At 45.8% G+C, this 17,627-nt stretch carries 14 protein-coding genes; 8 read left to right on the forward strand and 6 right to left on the reverse strand.

Translation table 11 applies throughout. From position 1 onward, the window contains the following. The first annotated feature begins 268 nt into the window (after positions 1–268). The 5 genes from AC27G9_RS08040 (at position 269) to AC27G9_RS08060 (ending at position 7,266) form a co-directional block, all read left to right on the forward strand. On the forward strand, positions 269–4,807 hold the full coding sequence (locus AC27G9_RS08040; protein ID WP_487072876.1) for a PAS domain S-box protein: 4,539 nt from the start codon (positions 269–271) through the stop codon (positions 4,805–4,807). A 76-nt stretch (positions 4,808–4,883) separates the two neighbouring features. Continuing rightward, positions 4,884–5,369: a hypothetical protein gene (locus AC27G9_RS08045; protein WP_487072878.1), complete on the forward strand. Its 486-nt coding sequence runs from the start codon at positions 4,884–4,886 to the stop codon at positions 5,367–5,369. A 2-nt stretch (positions 5,370–5,371) separates the two neighbouring features. After that, the gene (locus AC27G9_RS08050) at positions 5,372–5,767 is read left to right on the forward strand and encodes a hypothetical protein (protein ID WP_487072880.1); all 396 of its coding nucleotides are present in this window, start codon (positions 5,372–5,374) and stop codon (positions 5,765–5,767) included. A gap of 50 nt (positions 5,768–5,817) precedes the next feature. Further along, complete coding sequence (locus AC27G9_RS08055; RefSeq protein ID WP_487072882.1) at positions 5,818–6,318, forward strand: RDD family protein; 501 nt, start codon at positions 5,818–5,820, stop codon at positions 6,316–6,318. A 321-nt stretch (positions 6,319–6,639) separates the two neighbouring features. Next, positions 6,640–7,266, forward strand: coding sequence for a DUF7674 family protein (locus AC27G9_RS08060; protein WP_487072884.1), 627 nt, complete (start codon positions 6,640–6,642; stop codon positions 7,264–7,266). 192 nt (positions 7,267–7,458) lie between these two features. Here the strand turns inward: AC27G9_RS08060 and AC27G9_RS08065 are convergent, their stop codons facing one another. The 3 genes from AC27G9_RS08065 to AC27G9_RS08075 form a co-directional block, all read right to left on the reverse strand. Beyond that, complete coding sequence (locus AC27G9_RS08065; protein WP_487072886.1) at positions 7,459–7,902, reverse strand: GNAT family N-acetyltransferase; 444 nt, start codon at positions 7,900–7,902, stop codon at positions 7,459–7,461. Beyond that, positions 7,868–8,644 carry an esterase/lipase family protein gene (locus AC27G9_RS08070; protein WP_487072888.1) on the reverse strand — a complete coding sequence of 259 codons (777 nt, stop codon included), beginning with the start codon at positions 8,642–8,644 and terminating at the stop codon, positions 7,868–7,870. The genes AC27G9_RS08065 and AC27G9_RS08070 overlap by 35 nt, the downstream gene beginning before the upstream one ends. Before the next feature lie 82 nt (positions 8,645–8,726). Next, entirely contained in the window at positions 8,727–9,290 is a 564-nt protein-coding gene (locus AC27G9_RS08075) for a hypothetical protein (RefSeq protein WP_487072890.1), read from the reverse strand. Positions 9,291–9,392: 102 nt separating this feature from the next. Between AC27G9_RS08075 and AC27G9_RS08080 the strand changes: the two genes are divergently transcribed. Further along, complete coding sequence (locus tag AC27G9_RS08080; protein WP_487072892.1) at positions 9,393–9,899, forward strand: hypothetical protein; 507 nt, start codon at positions 9,393–9,395, stop codon at positions 9,897–9,899. Beyond that, a complete protein-coding gene (locus AC27G9_RS08085; RefSeq protein ID WP_487072894.1) occupies positions 9,896–10,510 on the forward strand; it encodes a GDSL-type esterase/lipase family protein in 615 nt (204 codons plus the stop codon). The genes AC27G9_RS08080 and AC27G9_RS08085 overlap by 4 nt, the downstream gene beginning before the upstream one ends. Here the strand turns inward: AC27G9_RS08085 and AC27G9_RS08090 are convergent. From AC27G9_RS08090 to AC27G9_RS08100, 3 genes are read right to left on the reverse strand one after another with little or no spacing between them, the layout of a single operon-like run. Beyond that, positions 10,507–11,631, reverse strand: coding sequence for a hypothetical protein (locus tag AC27G9_RS08090; protein ID WP_487072896.1), 1,125 nt, complete (start codon positions 11,629–11,631; stop codon positions 10,507–10,509). The genes AC27G9_RS08085 and AC27G9_RS08090 overlap by 4 nt on opposite strands. Positions 11,632–11,644: 13 nt before the next feature. Further along, positions 11,645–12,994, reverse strand: coding sequence for a hypothetical protein (locus AC27G9_RS08095; protein WP_487072898.1), 1,350 nt, complete (start codon positions 12,992–12,994; stop codon positions 11,645–11,647). 14 nt (positions 12,995–13,008) lie between these two features. Then, complete coding sequence (locus tag AC27G9_RS08100; RefSeq protein WP_487072900.1) at positions 13,009–15,465, reverse strand: sugar-transfer associated ATP-grasp domain-containing protein; 2,457 nt, start codon at positions 15,463–15,465, stop codon at positions 13,009–13,011. A 195-nt stretch (positions 15,466–15,660) separates the two neighbouring features. Between AC27G9_RS08100 and AC27G9_RS08105 the strand changes: the two genes are divergently transcribed. Next, complete coding sequence (locus AC27G9_RS08105; protein ID WP_487072902.1) at positions 15,661–17,214, forward strand: ATP-binding protein; 1,554 nt, start codon at positions 15,661–15,663, stop codon at positions 17,212–17,214. Positions 17,215–17,627 lie beyond the last annotated feature (413 nt).

Below are 17,627 nucleotides of genomic sequence, written 5' to 3' on the forward strand. Positions count from 1 at the left end.
AATCCGTGCTCTCGGCTTTGGTATGCGTAAAAATAAGTAAGTTGGGGTAGTGGCTACCAACCCTGTTTCGAGGTAAAGCGAGTCACATGCCCGTCATACCAGTACTTGTGGGATGATTTTGAGTGCGGCGAAGAATACTACCGTTAGGTATAAACTCACACACCTACTACGCTGATCCAGTACATAAATCACACAGCAAATTTCTATAATGAAGTAGCTTGGTCGACTTGTCGGCATTTATTGGTTTTATAGTATTTGGTACACGATTATGTCTTTTCGTCTCGTTATGACTTCTCTAACAACAGGTGCGCTCTTGTCTTCCCCAGCTCACGCTTTGCTTGAACAAAGCGAGGGATTCTCCGAAGGGACGCTATCTAATTTGGCCTATGCCTTGATCGCAGCCGCAGGTGTCCTTGCGACTACGACAGTAATTTTTTGGTTCAAGAGTAAGCGAGCAGCGAAACAAATTTCACTATTAGAAACCGCTATTCATCATAGCCATGATGCCCTAGACAGCCAAAATTCAGGGATATTGCATGTCAATCAACAGGGCAACGTGATCTATGCCAACAAAGTCGCGAGTTATTTATTGGGCCAGAAAGCGGGAACCGTTTCGTTTCAACCTCTCTTTGATTTATTGCCTCCAGACGCCGAAGAGGCAATTGAGAAAGCGTTGCAAAGTGCCAGGGAAACGGTTTTTGAAACGAATCTAGTGGACCGCGAGAAGCGTGCCCGATTGCGAATAGCTCCCGTAACCGTTGCCCATCCTGACATTGCATATATCGTTGCAATTGAAGATGTGAGTTACTACCAACGCAAGCTTGATGAGAGCCAAGCAATGCAAGCCCACTTTGGAGACTTGCTGTCTCATTCCGACCGCGGTGTGGTTACCTTAGACCTGACACAGAAAACGGCGCAAACCAACCAGCTAGCGGCTGATTGGTTGAAAGTCTCTTGTGAAACCGTGTTGTCGTATGAGGAACTAACCCAAACCATAGATATTGCTAATCACAATGCGTTTACCGTGTTGTTAGAAAAACTGGAAAAAGGCGAAGAAAGTGAGTTCGATTGCTTACTGATGACGTCTGATTTACCGATACCTGTCAATATAATAGGTGTCCCTGCGGCCCACACCCAGCAAGAAAATCAAAAGGGTCAAGCGCACATCTTGATAGAAGATTTGCGTAAAGTGAAGTCGTTGAAAAAGCAATTAGACGAGCACCGTGGTCACTTATCAGCCATGATGAATACTGGCAGTAAGCCTATGTATATCAGCGACGAAAACAATCGATTAATCAGTGCCAATAGCGCGTTCTGTCGGTACTTCGGTGTCTCTATGACAAGAGTCAAAGGCACGCCATTAACTGAATTAGTATGCTTCAACGAAGCATTGAAAACGCTGCATCAATTCGGTGACAGTGGTAGTGCAATTTCAAAAGTCGTTGAATTTCAAAAGCAAGATGGCCATACGGCAAACTTGAGCGTGTCGTTGACTGTTTATCGACTCAACGGCAGCCGCGCTGGTTTGGCGGGGATGATAGAAGATATTTCGGCGGAAACCGAATTGCGTTCGGCATTAGAACAATCGAAAAAAGCACATCAGCAGGTCATGGAGTTGTCGCCGTATGGCCTCGCCGTTGTTGATGCTAACGATACGTTTACCTATGCCAACCAAGCGATGTCTAAATTGCTAGGGCATGCCGTTCAAGCATTAAAAAGTAAGTCCATTTTTGAGTTGTTCGCAGATCCCGAAGCCTCAGGTAAAGCGGCAAAAATGCTTCATCAACATGGGGCATTGCTTCATTTCGACACTGTCTTGAAAGGGGCGCAGGGCCATAGGAAACCATGTAAGTTATCTGTAGTGCCGTTTCACACCGAAGGTGATGAGGCGCACCTAGTATGGGTACAAGATGCGGCAGATGAAGTCTTTCAACGTCGCTGTTTTGAACAGCTTATGGCATCAAGCGGTATGCCTGTTGCGGTATTGGAACAGCACGGTTTCAGTTATACCAATGCCGCGGCTTGTGCCTTTTTAGGCGCCAAACATCCAGACGATTTGTTAGGGGCATTCCCTAATGATGAGTTCTTCAATACCAACATCGATTCGGCCGCCGAGCTTGCTAACTTTATTGACGTAGCGCGCTCGACAATGACAACGCAAACATTCAACTGGCAACATCAAGTGGGCGGTAACTTGCTGCCATGTGAAATTACACTCGCACCCGTTGCTTATGGTCAAAAGGTAACGGTACTTTGTTTGTGGGTTGACCTGCGTAAATTGGAAGAGGCTAATGCTGCTCGCCTTGAAGCGGTAAATTTACGCCAAGCGGCAGAGCGAGAAGTACAAGAGAAGCAAGCACTGTTGGCAAGCAGCCAAGACCAGCTTGCAACTAAGGCTAAATCGCTTGAACAAACACAAAGTAAATTGAATCTCGCCGAGCAAGAGCTGACTGAAAAGGTTGCCGAATTGTCTGAGCTACAACAAGCCCACCAAGACATTAGTGAGCATTTGTCTTCTCTACAAAATGAGTACAGTGAGAATAAACGATTGCTCAGTGAGAGTGAGCAAGTAAATCAAGCGCTTGAAGGGCAGTTAAGCGAGGCTGGTGACAAAGTCGGGCGTTTGCAAAAACAACGCAATCAGATTGCCGATGCACTGCAATACAGTGAGAGGCAGTATAAAAAAGCCCAATCTGAATTGGTGGAGAGCGAACAGCAGCGTCAACGTTTATTGATCGCACAAAATGAGCAAGCGAGTAAATCCGAAGCTCTGCAAAGTGAAATTCTTAATTTGAAAGGGTCGTTGGCAAACAAAGACAAGCAATTGGCGGAAGTTGGCGGTCGGATCAACAGCCTACAATCACAGTTGATTAGCGCCGGTGAAACTAGCGATCAGTTGCGCCAACAATTGCTGAACCAGAAAAAAGCCAGCGAGCAAGCCGAGCTTCAGCGCCGACAATTACACGACGCGTGCCAGCGTGCTCAATCTGAGCTCGCAAGCCGCTCCCGTCGAATCGACCACTTGCAAGACGAGATGCAAAAACTTGAAGAGCTAGCGCAGCAAGAGAAGGGCGATATGCAGGCTCATGCTGAAAAGCTTGCCCAAGAACTGGCATCTAAGCAATCGGAGCTCAATGATACGCGCTCTAAACTCACTCAGAGTAAAGCGCTCGCTGAAGCACAGAAACAGGAAAGCGAGAATCGCAAGAATCTGTTAGACCAAATCCAAGCCGAACTCACTCAGATGGAGCTAGATGTTGAGCGTCAGCAAAGTGATGCCATTGAAGCGGCATCCCAGTGGTTAGAGCAGCAAGCGCGTCTAGAGCAAGCGCTGATGGATAAGCAGCAACAGTTACAGCAGACTGAACAAGCATTGTCAGAAGCAAATCAACAAAGCGAAGACGAAGTACAAGCGCAGCAGCAACGCGTTATGCAGCTCAAACAAGAATTGACAGCAATGGAAGCAAAAGCCGCGGAAACGGCTTCGAGGGCAGACCAACAGGCTAACGCTAGAGAGCAAGAGCAACAACAGCTGGCTCAAGCGCTTAAGCAAAAACAAGCAGAGCTTCATTCAACCCAGTCCAAGCTCGATTCCCACGTTGAGCAAGTCGCTCAAGAACGACTTGCTAGGGAAGAGCAGGCCCATCGACTTGAAGAGCTGGAGCGCGAACTCCACGATGTAGAAGCCCGCGCCGCCAAACAAAAAGAAATGCTTGAAGGTAGCGATGAGCAGTGGCGTCAGCATCACGAGGAAATCGAAAATCAGCGTCAAAAACTGCAGTTGTCACTACAAGAGGCTGAGCGTCAAAATACTGCGTTGAGCTCATCCTTGGATGACCGTTTATCGGCACTAGAAGATGCGGAACAAAAGGCGAAAACTGCTCAGCAAGAGGAGCGTCGATTGAATGATGAATTGAGCCTCGCCCGAGATGCTGCTGAGCAGCTTCAGAAAAAACTGGATGAACAAGCCCAAAGGGAGGCGAAGTTACAGCAACAAGTATCAGATCAACAATCGGCGCTACAGCAAAGTGAGTCGAATGTTGCTTCTTTGAAATCTGCTAGCAAACGTCTGCAAGCACAGTTGACCGAAGTACAAGCTCAGTATCAGAGCACGCAGATATCATTGGAAAATCAGGATAAAAGTCAGCACTCACTTACTGCTCAGTTGTCTACACTAGAGGCAGAGTTGGTTGAGAATAAAAATCAATTGTCCTTGCGAGAGAAAGCGTTAGCCGAAGCACAAGAAGCCCTGGCGAACAGCGCTGCGAAACTGGCACAACAAGAAGCGGCCTTGGTTGAGGCGCAGAAAGTGGAATTGGCGCAAGCGAGAGAGCAAGCCAAACAAGAAGCCGAGGCCAAAGCGCGGGCGGCCAAACAACTTGCCGTTGAACAGTCTGAGAATGTGGTAGAAATCACGCCTGATAGTCAAAATCAGCCTGAGTATGCATCGTTTGATATGCCAGAAAACCCCAGTATTTGGTTTGATTTGCTACCTTATTTGCAACACAGTCAGCAGGTAACGTCACTCGTTCCTTCGTTGACTGAACTGAACCAAAAGTTGGATAAAGCCATTACTGACGCCGATGAGGCGACAGAAACGGGAGACAACCGCAGGCTGATGAGTGCAACGAAAAAGCTTATCCACTTGATTCGTTCGATTGAATCTCCGCCCCTTGAGGACATGGCAAACCAGTTAGAGGCAGACTCAGAAAATGGGCAATATGACAATATCGCTATTTTTTGGCCTATCGCTAAGCAGAACTTAATGAAAACCCAACGGGTCATTTATTCGCATTTACACGGCTAGCACTCTTGGGGTATCGCTCTCGATTCGATAGGTGAAGTTTGATACTCTGGGTCCTTCTGTAGTAAAAGGACTTGCGATGAATACACCTATCTTGTCGAGGGGGCTGTTAGCGTTGGTGGCGCTAGTATCAGTCTCAACGGCTATTGCCCATATGTCTTGTCTGTATCTTGGCCCACAGTGCTTCCGAAGCCAAATGGCCCCGAACATTATCATTGAGTCAGCCACAAACGGCACCTGGTTGTCAGTTGTCGGCACTATTATTGTTTCATTTATCTTCTTACTTTGCGCCGCGTATGCATTAGCCGCGGCAAACTGGATACGCCCTCTGCCCATGCAAAAGCTCGCCACTTTAGTGATAGGCCTGGTGAGTGTGATACGCGGCATATTGCCACTGCAACTGGCGTGGCGGATTCCAGATAGGCTGACTCAAGCGGAGATTATCGCGGGAGTAGTGTGGTTACTTTGTGGTATCAGCATGTTGATTGGTAGGCGCTATGTTTCAGCGTCTATGGCTCGCAAGGTAGACGCCGTGGCAAATGAGATAAAGGGCACAGAGGCTTGAAAATGAACAGATATCACTTACATAGATTCAGCGTTGCCAAGCGTATATTGATAATTTTTAGCGCACTATGGCTACTTTCAGCCTGTGAGTTTCCGGTGCCCCATGCAGATAAAACATTTGGAACGCAAAACTTTGTATCTGCCGTGTCTTTGATCGAACTGCACAAGGTTAGAAATGGTGTCTATCCGGACAGTTTAGATGATTTGGAATTTCTGGGAGCATGGGACGCAATTTGGTTAAATTCAGTTCGGTATGAAAAACAACTTGATGGCTACGACCTTTTTGTTGAACGAGGGTGGGTAAATGAGCCCAACTTGAGTTTCCCTATTACGTTTAAAAAAGGCCTTGGTATCAAAAACACTAATGTGGTTTGGGAGAGTGCGGATACATCACTCTAACGCAGCGATTTACACACAGAGAAGTAAACAACAATAAAATGGAGAGCAACATGGAACAACAACCCATTGAAGAGACTGGCATGAGCGTCGAGCATGAGTATGTAGGATTTTGGGCAAGGCTGGGCGCATCCTTGATTGATACACTACTTTTGCTGTTGATCACACTGCCTCTACTCTTCGCCATTTATGGCGAAGAGTATTGGGAATCGGGTGATGCAATCGCAGGCGGAGCAGATTTTGTCATTACCTACCTATTCCCGCTGGTTGCGACAATTTTGTTCTGGATGTACAAAGCGGCAACGCCGGGAAAAATGGTGTTACAAGCGCAAATTGTTGATGCTAAAACTGGCCAGCCAATTGGGCGTTCGCAATCAATTATTCGTTACATTGGCTATTATATTTCCAGCTTGTTTTTAGGATTGGGGTTTCTGTGGATTGCATGGGACCCGAAAAAGCAAGGATGGCACGACAAAATGGCAGGTACGCTAGTGATCAATGCCACGCCGAACGAGGCGGATGGGCTTACGTTCACTGACAACCAGTCGTCGTAAAATAAGTTAAGTACAGCCGCTTGATTTAAGGCTTGTTCTTATTGGTGGTGAAACCTAAAGCTGGTTTAACAGTGTAATAAACATCACTATGACGCTCCATTCTTTTTTGGAGGGGCTTAATGTATTTAGCTGACTTTGACGCTACTAATCGCGGGGGCGAACTCTTGGTCATCTTGTTGGCTCCTGAAATGGCGTTGTTGGGTTTTTTTATTGGACGCGACGCAAAAGCAACTAATGGTAAAAAATAAATATCCAAACATTTGAAGTCAATACTTATAAAGAGCCCTATCTGACGGGCTAGATTGAGGGAGAAGCTAACATATGACAGCTGAGGAAAAGGACGTGCTAGCACAGCTTCTCTGCAAACTCACTACCTTCGAGCAATACTGGAATAAGTATGTCGAACAAGAAATACAGTTAGCTGAAGAGCTCGGCGAAGCGCTTGAGCTTAATCTTTATGATGTAGCATTTTCCTTTTCTCCATACGTTATTGAGCAATATGAAGCTGGCAACTTTACGCTTTTGAAAGAAGCGTTCAAGTTTATCGAGGAAATGGGGTCACACCCTAATGAGTGCATATCGAATTGTGCAATGGTCGGGTTCGTTGAAGGTATTCTGATTGCTAGAAATCACGAAGGTATTGCTTTGGAAGCATTTGACAACTATTTAGGTAAGAAAAGTAAAGCGTTCTGGTATGAAATGCATGGCTTTTTTGTTAACAACAACAAATTACATCGAAAGAGACTGTGGCTTCGCGCCCTACTTTGTTTCCCTCTGAGTATTGTCAGTGGGTGGGTTATCTTTTACTCACTGGGCGCTCTGGTCCGCGCTTTTCAAAATATGACGCTAGGGCATGGGGCTGAAATACTCCTGCTGCTGCCATTTGCAATAGGTTGTGTAGTTTTCGAAATTGGTCTCGTGTACAAACTACTTAAGAGTGTTAGATAACGAAAAGCATGATGAATATTCGGCATATCTGGCAACCTGCTCGCACACAGCCATCTTTGCCCTTGCAAGCTTTGGCTATAAGCGGCGACTGTTGCCTTAGGGACAAGCTGTGAAATTAACGGGTTATACATATAGATACGAATGCTAGGGATATCGCTTTTGTTGATCCAATCGGAATCAACATACGACTTGCTACGTATTGAAACTATAACGCATTTCATACTCAGAAGCGGTTTCTTCTACCACTTCGAACATCAGGCGGTCATACAGCTTTTTAGCTGGATTGCCCTTCAACACACTTAACCCTACACCCAGCCCTGAAGCATTTGCCCGGTCGCATAGGGTGACAAGTAGTCTCCTACCGATTCCTTTTCCTTGGTACGCTGGCACGACTTGAAGTTGGTAGACGTACCACAATTGCCTATCTTCAAGGTAACTGGCTTTGAATAAGCCGATATCCTGGCCATCACAGACGATGATTTGTGCATCTTCAAATTGGTACTGAATACGATGCAGGTGTTGAGTATCGCTAGCATCTACGCCATTTTGCGTTAAATAGTGGTTCATTGTTCGTCGGCGCAAATCCAACAAAAAGTCGATGTCACTCTCGGTTGCTGGGCGCAACGTGTAATTCATGGTCGTCCCCAATTAAATCGGCTAGGGTACTATATTGAATCTCGTTGAACCGACCTGCAAGTGTCTTCGCGATGGCTAACCAACTGTCTGTGTGCACCCCAATGCCGAGGTGGGTGCTTTCTACTTCAATATGCTTGGCCTGAGCATTATATACATCAAGGGCTGCTTGCCAGCCCACAATGCCATCAGTTTTGCTGAATATTACGGTTATGGGTTGGTTAAACCCAATTGCATTACGCGCTAATACTTCTTTTTCCAAGGCGTCGACATCAACGTTATTACGATTGGCGTAACGCTTGGCCACCGCAGTATATTTGGGACCACCGGTGACTGGAGAACCTAGCGTAATCACTTCTTTAACGGCTTCGGGAAACAACCGAGCAACTTCCCTACAGATAACCCCACCTAAGCTCCAGCCAATCAGAGTGACAGGTTTCTTTGTTTTTCCCGCGAGTTCGAGTGTTTGGCGGCCAAGACGAACAATATCTTCATCGACTTGCCCTAAATTGCGTCCTAAATTCCAGTCTTTTGCTTGATAGTTGAGAGAGTGAAGAAAGCGCTTAAGCGGGCGCATAGACCATTTATCCGCCATATAGCCTGGTGCCAGAATGATAGGTTCCTTGTTACCTTTAGGCAGAGCGCCGAATTTGGCGCGTGAAAACCAAGTTTGAGCCCATTCAATTGGCGCAGAAACTTCTCTGAAGGTCAGTGCTAGAGGTGGTGGGGCAAGGTTTGTCAGCATAATACTTCGCTCACTTTTGTGTAGAACAGACATTATTCATTATGGCAATACTGTCTGTTTACGCCACCACCGTTGATTTAGTTTACATCAAACTGATGGCCTGACTGCCAGATACGCAGCGATGGTTATAGCGAGTTTCACCGGGTTCATAGAGGTGTAGCTGGTCGTAATCAACACCGTCTAGTTGATCTTCAATCGCCCGTTCAAAATCATCGGCTTTCTCCGATAATGTGTCTCCCATATCAGATAGCGCATCGAAGCTGTGTTGGTGACTTTGCATGAAGGTTTCTAGCGCTTCGCTGATTGCTTTTTGTTCTTCAAGCTTGTGTTTGTTGATGATGACTCTGTCGTCATCTTCAATCACTGCTTCTTCGGTAAGGCTTTCGATTTGATCGGTAAATTCTCGGATTTGGTCTTCTAAATCTCGAATGGGGGCTTCCAGTACGCGCATTGAGGCCTCATCGTCTTTCAATGCACGATAGGCCTCCAGTACCGATTGGTTAGGCTGGTCAACATATACCGTTTGGCAGTTCTTTGTTGCCACTATTTGAAAATCCGAATCATCATTGCTTGTTTGCAGTGCAACGCTAGTAGCAGAAATACCTAATGCGATGGCTGCGACCGCCAGTGTTTTAACATTCATCATCAAATCCTCTCGTTAGATATTTAATAAGTCGCATGAAGATCAGAAAAAGTTGTGATTTAATTTAAAAAATCACAGGCTCTCTATTTTCTGAGGAGGCAGCGGATGCCATTTACGCCATTTCACATGGGCCCAGGTATCTTGGTTAAAGGGCTACTGCAGGGCAGTTTTAGTTTAATGGTGTTTGGCTGGTCGCAAATCATCATGGATTTGCAACCCTTATGGGTTTTATTGGTGGGGCACGGTCATCTACATGGATTTTCGCACACCTTTGTTGGTTGCTCACTGATTGCTATATTTTCTGCGGTATCTGGTAAATACCTCGGTGAATTTGGGTTGCGGCTAATACGGTTTTCTCGGCCGATTTCCCATGTGATCATAAGCTGGCCCGTCGCTGTATTAAGTGCCTTTTTCGGTGGGGTTAGCCATGTAATCCTCGATGGTATTATGCACAGTGACGTCCAACCTTTTTACCCGTTTGTGTTAAACAACCCTTTTTTGGAATGGATGTCGGTTGAACATTTGCACAAATTTTGTTTATACACTGGCATGCTGGGCGCTATTGTTTTTTATGGCGTTACCGGATATCTCGCATACAGGTCTAAACAATGAGTAGTCCACTTTACGCATTCAGGACAATGTGTTGTGCCCTTTTTTCTCTGGCATTGATCATTGGCTGTTCACCTCAAACCCCACCTATTAAATTGAATACTGATAGCGTAATCCTTGCGTTTGGAGACAGCCTAACTCTGGGGGTTGGAGCTAAAGAGTGGGCTAGCTATCCCGCTGTACTTGAGCAAGAGTTAGGGGTGAAAGTAGTAAATGCGGGCGTTTCTGGTGAGGTCTCATCAGATGGTCTTGCTCGCTTGAAACCCTTGTTAAACAAGTATTCGCCGAGTGTGGTGGTAATCTGCCACGGAGGTAATGATATGTTGCGCAAGCTCTCCAAACTCGAAATGCAACGTCATGTATCAGAAATGGTAGCATTGGCGTCAGATTCTGGTGCTTATGTCATTGTGGTTGCAGTACCAGAACCCCGTTTGTTTTTATCTCCAGACCCTTTATACCGTGAAATTGCCGACTCCCATGGCGTAGTACTGGTCGAGTCAGTATTGAGTGAATTACTTTCTCAACCTGAAATGAAGTCTGACGCGGTACATTTGAACAGCAGAGGCTATACGGTCTTGGCTAACCATATTGCCTCACTGATCACTGTCGATTAAAACTGTATTTTAATGCCAGCCGTTAATCGAGCTCGGTCGAATTCATAGGCGTTCAAGTCAGCGGATACATCTGAATAATTTGCAGTTACATAGCCAATAAGTGGCGTGTCGGCGAATGTGTAAAGCTGAGTTTCGATATGGGCCCGATAGTACCATCCTTGGGAACTCGGTGTTTCGTCTTGGTTCTCAACGTCTTGTGCCTGTTGTCCTCTGGGGTAATTCAAATCGGTGTATCTTGCGCTTATATCTAGCTTAGTGGTCTTGCCCATACGAGCGTAATAACGCAGGTACAACTGGGTCGTTTCAGTGTCGAAAAAGCCCTCACCATTATCTGTTCTATCTTGGTAATCGACGTTGGCGTAAAACCATTGCCCCTTGGCCAGTTTAAAACGCGTTCGCAAGCCCAATTTCCAATGGTCGTATTCGGAAATGACATCCAGAATATCGTCACCATTGGCGTCAACAGCTAATCGGTCGTCGTATTCCCTGTATCGGTATTCTGCGAAGATCTGATAACGGCTCGACTTAGTGGGTTTGTATTCCCATTGGGTTCGATTTCTAAATTCTCTAAAGTCTAAATTGGGTAAACCAATACTCGTGTAGTTTTCATATTCCCGATCGACCATTCGCAGGTTTGTTGACACACTGTGCTGCTTGTTGAATTGATAGGTGAAAGTGAAATCCGGGCGCACTTCTGAAAAGTCATAGCGGTCACTGGCATCTTGACCTCCAAATGCGAAGCGTACGCCTGTGAATCGGCTGATGTAAGTTCGGTCGATATTTCGATAGTTTACAGACGCATCTATTTTGCAATTGCAATCTTTGTATTCGCGCTGATAACGAATACTACCTTTAATTCGTTGCGAATCGGCATCATCGTTGTCTTGATAACGCTGGTCTCTCAACCCTAAGCTAATGCTGAGGTGCTGTGTAGCGTCCAATTTGGCCTCAATATCATTAAGCCAAAATGTATCCTCCTGAGGATTAAAGCTGTTATTGAGCCTGAATGGATTGTCATCAAAACCAAAGCCGCTTTCAAGCTCGAGGGTCAATGGGCTGGCGTCTACTGAACTGCATGCCACTGCGCCAGTGACGCACAGGGCTAAATAGGTAGGTTTCACGTTTCTGCTCCGATTAATTAAATGCGATACAAAGTTCAGCCCGAGGACACGTAGGGCGAGATGGTAACGCCGCACTGTCATCGTAGGTCAACTGAATGGGTTTTATCAACTCGTTGATTTCATCTGCTTTATCGTCTTCACCGAGCTGACGATACAAGGTGGCTTTCCTCAACAGACTTCTGAGGTAAAAAGGGTTATCTGGACTAATGCCGTCTAGCGTAGTAATACCCTCTTTCCAATGTTGTTGTTGGGCAAGGGATAGGGCTTCTACGTAACGCTTTTCTCGTTGCGAGCGATACATAGGCCTCAACTGGTTTTCTTCTCCATTGATAATGGTTTTCATGTATTTAGCCGTCAGGCGGTAGGACTTTCTCGTGCCGTGTTTTTCTAACCAACGCCAGTGCGTCAGACTCGCTTCCCACTGATTGGCCTCAAACAAAGCCCATGCGAATGCTTGCCTTGACTTCATGTGTTTAGGATTGAGGTTACTTGCCTGTTTTAGGTGTTTAATCGCACTGCCGTAGTCTGCAAACTCCAGAGCGAAATTACCCAATTCAAATTGTGGCGTGAAATCGTCTGGTGCGAGAGCAACTGCTCGTTGATAGGTTTGTTTGACTTCAGTATAAGGCATCCCGCGCGCTTGCTGAACTTGAGCTAGATTGAGCCAAGTAGCGCTGTGACTTGGGCGGTAATTAATCGATGCGATTAGGCGTTTTTCTGCCATTTTCCATTGACGCAGTGCTTTGTGGCTTGTGCCAATTAAGGCCAGTATTTTGGCCTTTTTCTTACCTGCACTCAACGACAATGTTGGTGTCAAGATATCTATAGTGCGTTGGTACTGCTTTTCCCGGTTGAGCAAAATACCTAAATTAATAGCAGCCGACTGATGTGAAGGGATGGCTTCCAACAAGGCGAGATAAGCGGTAATGGCGTCTTGTTTGGCGCCTATTTTGTTGAGTGTTCTAGCGTAATGAAATTGAATCTGGCGTTTGATGCGTGTTGATTCATCAACGTGTTCAAACACTTCACGCAACGAAGCATAGTGGTTTTCAGCCATCAATTGAGATACAACTTGGTTTAACACACCGTCTTGAATTTCGCCTGTTTGGCTTTCTATTATTGACCAGAATTCAGCTGGAGAGTGAGACTTAAGGTGCTGTAAACTCAAGTTCACCAGATCGTTAATCTGGCTGTCGAGGTTGACGGTATGGCCCTTTTCATCGGTTTCAGCCACCTCTTGAGAGACAGTTAAACTAATATGGCGTTGAATACTTTTTCGGGTATCAAATAAATGGTCTTCATTGCTGATCAGGGCAATAAATAACGCGAAAATGGCGCTAAAAAGGTAGGTGCTAACATTCATGATTTTACTCTTTTTCATACCGTTTTTAGATGTAAATTGGGGTTTGCCAAATTATTAAGGCTCGTATTTTGTACGTTTTGCACTTCTAGGCCGGGACGGCCATTCACTTCAAGGACGAGAGGCCCTAGATGCGCGTCGATACAGATATCAATCCCCATGTAGCCAAGTTCGTTGGTGTCAGCGCAACGCTGTGCAATCGCAATGACTTGCTCCCAATGAGGTACGACAAATCCCTCAAGTTCAAAACCAGTATCGGGGTGATGAGTGGCGATATGTCGTTTAAGTTTTGCTCGGGTGATAGTGCCATTCTCTAAATGTACTGACGCGCCAATGGCACCTTGGTGCAAGTTCGCTTTGCCATCTGATTGCAGCGTCGGAAGGCGCAACATTGCACATAAAATTCGCTTTTCGAGCACGATGACACGGATGTCAGCCAATCCATGGGGCGCTAATGTTTGTAGGCTTGGATGTTGGGTAACACGTGGCTCAAGATAGGCAATATCTGCTTTGTCTTGAGAAAAGCGACCGCAAATAATATCACCTATCTGTTGTTGTAAAGTCGGTACAGACCAGGTTTTCCCGCCCATAGAAATATAACTGTCATCCTGACGTTCTTTGATGACCACTATGCCTTTTCCTTGGCTACCCCGATTGGGCTTGAGTACGAAACTAGTCAGGCCTCCTAGTGCTTTTTGTACATCTGAGCGAGAGGGTAAGCGGTCGAATATAGCGAGCGTTTCTGGGGTAGGGATGCCATTGGCTTTTAACTGGTGTTTGGTGGCCAACTTATCCGTCGCATTTTTTAAGGCGTCGGGAGTATTGTGCTGAGCAACCCACAATGTATTTCTTGCATTGATGCCTAGCACATTACCGTGTTGTTCAAGGACATGATGAAACCTAAATAATTCAGATAGTTTAAGTCCCGTCCAGCCGCCGATATGAATTAGGCCCGCCAATACAACCAAGTAAACTTCTGGATACACTGCGAATATGCCCCGTAGCAACGGAGATTGCATTGCTAAAAAACAAACCCAGATACTGATTAATGTGCCTGCAGACTCTTTTGCCAACGTGGCCCATTGCCGCTCCTCAATGAGGTCATTTAAGCTATCGGCAATAAAGCTGATAATGATCACTGGAAACAACGACATCATACCAATTTCCAGTGGTGTGAATTGTTTTAACTGATAAAGAAGTGCAATACTCGCGAGGTTCACGCCGGTGACTAAAATCGCGAGACGTGGAATTTTAAGCAGTTTTAAACGGTTGAGTAGTAGGCTACTTAATGTCGCAATACTCAAAATGAAAACAAAACCCATAAGCCCGACAACAAGCCCCATCACCATACAGGCAGACGCAATCAACATCGGCATAAAAGTCCCGAAACTATTCAAACCGATAATGTTTCGTAGGGTAGCGATCAGCAGTGTACACAGCGGCAGCAGGAGAAAAATAGCACTGGTTTGTGGCGCTATCCCTAATCCTGTCAGAATACTTGCCAGAGAAAACCTCAAGTCTTCGCGGTATTCTGGGTTGTAATGAGGCTGCAATGACGGGGCTATCGTCAGGTTCTTAATATCAAATTGATAGTCAAACGCAATATTCGCACTGCGGGTAAAAAGCGCTTTATCTCCCCAATACAGCCCAAGGTAATGTGAGGGCAACGCTGCGAAATGGTTGTTTGTGGGATCAAAAGGTATCCACTGGTCTTGAACATTTACCTCAACCCATTGATGGGATGTTTTTTTACTTCCTGAGGTCAGTACTATGCCTCCTACCAATCGACTGGGAATGCCAGCACGTCGCGCCAAGGAGACGAATAGTCGACTCTTTCCATTACAACTGGCCGCCCCCAGTCTCAATGCTGTGAGAGAATCCGTCGTACCTTTAAAAGGGAGAGTAGGTAGTGCACTAGTGAATTGGTAAATCGCGCGTAGCGTATCTAAGACCTTATCGTCTTGAGGTTTAATTTGTTGCCATGCTTGTTCTATTTCTGGGTGGTTAACTGGAATGACGTCAGTTTCTCTGAGGTAGTGTTGCCATTCATTTAATGAAGACCGATCAATGGAAAGTGTCGACGGAATATCATAGCTGAGCCCAGATATGGCGAGTGTATGAGACAACTCGATAAAACTCGCTGGTGCAGTTCCTTGCCAGTGACTCAACAAGCCGTTGGCGCTGCTAGACATACTCTGCTGCATGTGTGGAGCATGGCTGCCGCTGTCTATAATCGACTGACTGTGGCTGGTTTCAGGCAGATATGTCGCGATTGAGGCTTCTCTTTCCCCCGGCGTAAATGCGATGCGCGTATCGATTTTGAAGACGGATTTGGGCTGCACCCAATGTTCAAATAAAACTGGGTTTGAGTCGTTACGAACGAGGATTACCCCGACCGCTAAAGCGATAAGGAGTAGTGGTAAAAACAGTGAAGCCAGATAGTGCTTTGTTGGTAAAGGCATTGGATTGAGCATGTTGCATTGGCCAAAAAATAACGATGTGCTCAGTGTAGAAACCAAGGTAAACAAAGTATGTATTGGTTTTGTTTGAGTTTTGTAGCGACATTTGACGAAAGGAAAGAAATGGTGACAAACCAGTGGGTAACAATTTGTCGGGGGAGCTTTTCTGTGTCACTTTATATTCAATCGCGCTAAACAAGCAGGCTATTTGTGTTTACTAAGTTTTACCTTTCCATTCTTTTGGCTGTGATGGCAGCAACGGCAGGTTGCTATGGTTATTTTTCCTATACTTACGCACAGCGACTACAGTCCTATCAAAACGATGTACTGACTGGCTCTCTGGCGATAATACAAGACAGTGTTGGCACGCTATCGACACAAGCGCGTGAAAATTATCTGGAGATTGCCTATCGATTACTTGGTGCATCTCGATTGGAGGAACGGGATCTCGCCGGTGAGATTCCCACGCTTCGACTTCACCCTAGTGTCAGCGACGGGCCCATGATGTTGGTGGGCGAGTCAGACAACATCGTGTTTGCATTTCGCGGGCAAGACGGCATCACTGAATACATTCGCTTTCCCGGTATTTCCGAACAGCAGTTTCGAGCTCATGCCTTACTGGTTCTCAGTAAACTTCGCAGTATGAACAATGGTCCTGACATCAATGCTCTGAGGCGGTATTCGCCCTATTTCTTGAAGTTAGACAGCTTGGTTGATACCTCACTTGACCCACAACAAAGACAAGATCTTCTGAGTAAGCGGGTGGTAGTGAGTCACAATACCGATGAAAATCAATTCTACATTTACGCCCCATATGACCAGGAAAGGGTCTTTATTGTTGGTCCAATTTCGACGTTTGAAGTTTTACCCGCACAGGATGCTGTTTTGATGGTCTTGGTGATCGCGGTTGTTTTTGTCTGTGTGGCTTATTGGATTATCTTTGTATTGGCTTCGCGGATAAAACCCATCAATTCAATGGTTGAGGCGTTTGGTGAGGGCGAGCTGAATGCCCGAGTCGATGTGAGTGGCAATGACCATTTTGCGAAATTGAGTGAGCGTATTAACGCCATGGCAACTCGTATTAATGGCTTGCTCGACACCCAAAGGGGGATTATGCAAGCCGTGTCGCATGAGTTGCGAACGCCGCTTGCGAGGATGCGGTTTAAGTTAGCGTTTATCGATGATGAATTTGAGGGACAAGCAACGCAACAAACGGATCCAATTCGGCGTGATATTGTTCAAGTCGAGCAGTTGATAGATGAAATTTTGGCTTACCACAAGCTTACACAAACACCAGTGCTAGTATCAGAACCAATTGATTTAAATGATGTGCTTATCAATATACGATCAAATTTGTCCCCCGTTTATCCCAAGGTCGATTTTGAATTTAACGCCATTAGCGATGGTGTTGTCATCGGTGATGCAGTATCTATCGAGAGAATGCTACAAAACTTATGCTCAAATGCGCTTAAACACGCAAAAAGCGCTATTCGTGTTCAGCTAACCAACTCTCCTAAAGGCTGCAGAATTCATGTTGAAGATGATGGCCCAGGAGTAGATGAGAAAGACAAACTACATATATTCGACGCGTTCTATCGCGCCGATAGTCAAATTAATCAACAGCAAAAAGGATACGGGCTCGGGTTATCGATTGTAAATCGAATCATCACATTACATGAAGGGAAGATAACCCTGTCTGATAGCGAACTTGGCGGAGCACGATTCAGTGTGGAATTGCCAGATTTGCAGCATAAATTGGTGTAATTGATGTCCACCAACAAAAAACAACAAAACACCAACAATTGCCGAATCGCTTGCACTATGACGCTAAGTGTTGGCCTAGTTTTGTATCCCAGTAGCGTTGCTGCAAGGCAAACTTTAGCGTATTGGGATGAATATCAAGCAATGGAGCAACTGGTTGCCTTGTCAACGAATCAGGTTTTGCCTGAGGTGATGCCGGTTGAGCGACAGCCATCTCAAGAAGTCGACCTAATAGATAGGTTACTTCTCACACAGGACCAAAATGCCGAATTGAAAGGGTGGCTTATTACACCTCAAAGCCACCATTTTTCAAATGATCCAGCTAGCACAGTCGTTGAGCCAGATATCGGCCTTGAGCAAATCGCTACGGGCTTTGAAGAGATAGAGAATATCGTTGAACTGGAAGTTGATGTCGC

Source organism: Alteromonas sp. 5NS40-0096 (assembly GCF_057544385.1).

What these genes read in the sequence shown, in the direction of transcription:
- AC27G9_RS08040 (WP_487072876.1), top strand. Translation starts at nt 269, where the DNA reads ATGTCTTTTCGTCTCGTTATGACTTCTCTAACAACAGGTGCGCTCTTG.
- AC27G9_RS08045 (WP_487072878.1), top strand. Translation starts at nt 4,884, where the DNA reads ATGAATACACCTATCTTGTCGAGGGGGCTGTTAGCGTTGGTGGCGCTA.
- AC27G9_RS08050 (WP_487072880.1), top strand. Translation starts at nt 5,372, where the DNA reads ATGAACAGATATCACTTACATAGATTCAGCGTTGCCAAGCGTATATTG.
- AC27G9_RS08055 (WP_487072882.1), top strand. Translation starts at nt 5,818, where the DNA reads ATGGAACAACAACCCATTGAAGAGACTGGCATGAGCGTCGAGCATGAG.
- AC27G9_RS08060 (WP_487072884.1), top strand. Translation starts at nt 6,640, where the DNA reads ATGACAGCTGAGGAAAAGGACGTGCTAGCACAGCTTCTCTGCAAACTC.
- AC27G9_RS08065 (WP_487072886.1), bottom strand. Translation starts at nt 7,902, where the DNA reads ATGAATTACACGTTGCGCCCAGCAACCGAGAGTGACATCGACTTTTTG.
- AC27G9_RS08070 (WP_487072888.1), bottom strand. Translation starts at nt 8,644, where the DNA reads ATGCTGACAAACCTTGCCCCACCACCTCTAGCACTGACCTTCAGAGAA.
- AC27G9_RS08075 (WP_487072890.1), bottom strand. Translation starts at nt 9,290, where the DNA reads ATGATGAATGTTAAAACACTGGCGGTCGCAGCCATCGCATTAGGTATT.
- AC27G9_RS08080 (WP_487072892.1), top strand. Translation starts at nt 9,393, where the DNA reads ATGCCATTTACGCCATTTCACATGGGCCCAGGTATCTTGGTTAAAGGG.
- AC27G9_RS08085 (WP_487072894.1), top strand. Translation starts at nt 9,896, where the DNA reads ATGAGTAGTCCACTTTACGCATTCAGGACAATGTGTTGTGCCCTTTTT.
- AC27G9_RS08095 (WP_487072898.1), bottom strand. Translation starts at nt 12,994, where the DNA reads ATGAATGTTAGCACCTACCTTTTTAGCGCCATTTTCGCGTTATTTATT.
- AC27G9_RS08100 (WP_487072900.1), bottom strand. Translation starts at nt 15,465, where the DNA reads ATGCTCAATCCAATGCCTTTACCAACAAAGCACTATCTGGCTTCACTG.